The sequence below is a fragment of the Bacteroides sp. AF25-38AC genome, assembly GCF_003602995.1.
Lineage (GTDB): Bacteria > Bacteroidota > Bacteroidia > Bacteroidales > Bacteroidaceae > Bacteroides > Bacteroides uniformis.
Window position 1 is genome coordinate 1 of record NZ_QTMD01000074.1, and the last position, 2,691, is coordinate 2,691.

Annotated in this window: 3 protein-coding genes; all 3 read right to left on the minus strand. The window is 46.9% G+C overall.

Annotation, left to right across the window (positions count from 1 at the left end):
- Positions 1 to 166 precede the first annotated feature (166 nt).
- The 3 genes from tnpC to tnpA all read right to left on the minus strand — a co-directional run bounded on the left by tnpC (position 167) and on the right by tnpA (position 2,617).
- Complete coding sequence (gene tnpC / locus DWY55_RS21685) at positions 167 to 1,753, minus strand: IS66 family transposase (protein ID WP_005680402.1); 1,587 nt, start codon at positions 1,751 to 1,753, stop codon at positions 167 to 169.
- A gap of 80 nt (positions 1,754 to 1,833) precedes the next feature.
- The gene (tnpB, locus tag DWY55_RS21690; RefSeq protein ID WP_229034728.1) at positions 1,834 to 2,178 is read right to left on the minus strand and encodes an IS66 family insertion sequence element accessory protein TnpB; all 345 of its coding nucleotides are present in this window, start codon (positions 2,176 to 2,178) and stop codon (positions 1,834 to 1,836) included.
- Between the two features lie 4 nt (positions 2,179 to 2,182).
- A complete protein-coding gene (gene tnpA / locus DWY55_RS21695) occupies positions 2,183 to 2,617 on the minus strand; it encodes an IS66 family insertion sequence element accessory protein TnpA (RefSeq protein ID WP_004294671.1) in 435 nt (144 codons plus the stop codon).
- Positions 2,618 to 2,691: the final 74 nt, after the last annotated feature.

The window sequence follows — 2,691 nt, forward strand, 5'->3', positions numbered from 1 at the left end:
GTAAGCGACTGCTCAACTACATCTTGTGTATTCGATTTTTTATTGAGGTGCACTCCATTGTAAGTGCGTCTCGATTTTTTCATATGCCAACTTATCTCAGGGTTGTTATTGAGTGTCAATTTCGCTTTTTCCCGTTTTTTCCTGCATTTTCCCGGAACTGTCCCGATTATTTTCTCCATACATCCGGTAGCAGTTCCTTCAGGTCTCTGTCTGATTTGGGTGCCAGATAATAGGGGAGTTTACTGATCACATCATTCAGCCACTCTCTGGGGTTGACACCACGTTCCTTACATGAGCCAAGCAAGGAGCAGATTATAGCCGTATTCTCAGCAGCTTCGTGATTTCCGCAGAACAGCATGTTCTTTCTTGATATGACCAGTGGCCTCAGGGCATTCTCACAGCGGTTGTTGTCTATAAAGATTCTTCCGTCATGGAGATACGGTTTCATTCTTGGCAGCAGGGAGTAGGCATAGGCTATGGCTTTCCCTATAAGACTTCGTTTTAGAACTTTAGGGTATGTGTTTTTAAGCCAAAGTTCAAAGCTGTCAAGTATCGGCTCGGATAGACGTTGACGTAATTCAGCACGTTTTTCATACGGGAGTTCCTGTTTATCCGCCATGTATTCCACATTATACATATCCTGGATAAATTTGAGTCCCTGCATGGCATATTCCGGATTTTCTTCCTTGCACAGCTCTATATGCCTGCGGATATGTGCGAGACAGCCACACAGGCACACGTCCTCTCTATCCTCAAAGGCGTCATAAATAGGATGGCCGTCACTTTGGAGATATCCTTTGAAGTTTTTCAAAAGCCTGACCGCAACTTTTTGTGAACGCGATCCGTTGTCGTAATGGAAGAAGAGCAGACGCGGCACAGCCGCTCGGACTATCCAGATGTATTCTTTTGCGGCTTTATGCCTCTCATGGTTTATAACCGGAAGCGTGGTCTCGTCAACCTGGAGGTAATCTGCGGCCAGTACTTTCTTCCTGAGTTCCAGATAAAGTGGTCTGAGAAGTTCGCAGACCGGTCTGAACCAGCCGTCCAATGTGTTTCTGGACAGTTTCACACCCAGATGTTCCAGCTGTTTCACTTGTCGGTAGAACGGGACATGATATTCGTACTTCTGTAAAAGGACCTCAGCGAGCATGGAAGCCCCGGGCATGCCTTTATATATGGGCATCAGTGGCATGGGAGCGGTTATTACAGCCTTTTCTCCGTTGTCAACGGCCTCCATTTCATTTTTCAGGGCATATGTGGGACGTACCGTGTCTTTCACATAGAGGTAGCCGGGTTTCATCTCAAGGGTCCTGGTATGTTCCTCGCCTATCTTGACGTATCTGCTTAAATCGACATTCTCCGGTTCGATGACGACTGTTACAACCGGAAGGTTATTCATGACGACCCGGTTACGGCGTGGCGTTTTATTGGCGGCCCGGGACTTGGGGACGGTAATCTGTTCAGCCGCCCTGCTCCGGGCCTCTTCGATTTCCGCCTCTATCTGTTCCAGGTCGCCATAGTCAAAAGGGAGCTTCGGGTCTCCGTTATCGACAGGCTTGCATTTCTCACTCATCTTTCCGAACACCTTCCTCTTCAGCCATGCCAGGGAGGCGTTCAGCTCAACTATCGTACCCCGGAGCTCTTCTATGGTCCTTGCCTGGGCCGAGATGATCTCACTCTGTTTACGGTTGATATCCAGCAGCTGTTCCATTGAGGATTCCACAGCTTGTCCGGTTGCATCTTCTTTTGCCATTCAATATCCTTTTTTGATGATATAAAGATAGCGAAAAGCTATAAGAAAAACAAGCCTTCAAGCTGTTTGTTTACAACTGTTTACCAATGCTTTTTCAAATTGGAAAGCCGTCTTTGCCTGCCTTTGCTGACATCTTCATTGATGCCTTCCACCATAACGACCAGGTCACTCCAGGTCATGGGGTAAGAACGGGTGGCAGGATCATAGGCGGGTATCTTGAAGGTGCCTTCTTCAAGCAGTTTCTCGTAAAGGACCAGACCGCCCGGTTCGGCATGGAGCAATTTTATCTTGGTCCGGAAACGGTTGTAGAAAATGAATACGTCCCCACTTCTGATGTCGCCTCCCATCCTCTCATGCACAAGGCCGCAAAGAGTGAACATACCTTTCCTCATGTCCGTATAACCGGGGCATAGGAAATATCTCATGCTGTCATTTAGGCAGAACATTGGCATTATATATTTTAGAGATCAGATTCAGGGCAGCTTCACAGCCGGAAGACCCTTTAAACTTCAACTTCAATCCGTTGGGTAATTCCAAGGATATTTCAGAGCTGTCCTTTCCTTTCAAGGGAAAGGGGACGCTAGGCTGGGGAGATGGCAGGGGAGTCTCGTGAGATATACCGGGGGATGGCGTGTCGCCATTGATTACTATGGGGACAAAGCTGTCTTTAACCCCTAAGCGGGAGGCTTCTGCCAATAACTCCCGCTCCGTTATACCGTATTTTTGTTTCCAAAGATAGAATCTACTACGGCTATAACCTTCATTCTCACAAAAATCAGCAATGGACAAACCACTCTGCTGCTGACGGAAAAGAACGGAGATAAATTTTTCTCTGCTCATCATGTGTTTACGTCGCTGCATCATAGGATATTATTTTTTTGTAGCAAAAGTAAGGAGGGAAAATGAACTGTAGAAGATGTACTTACTTAGGCGCTTAC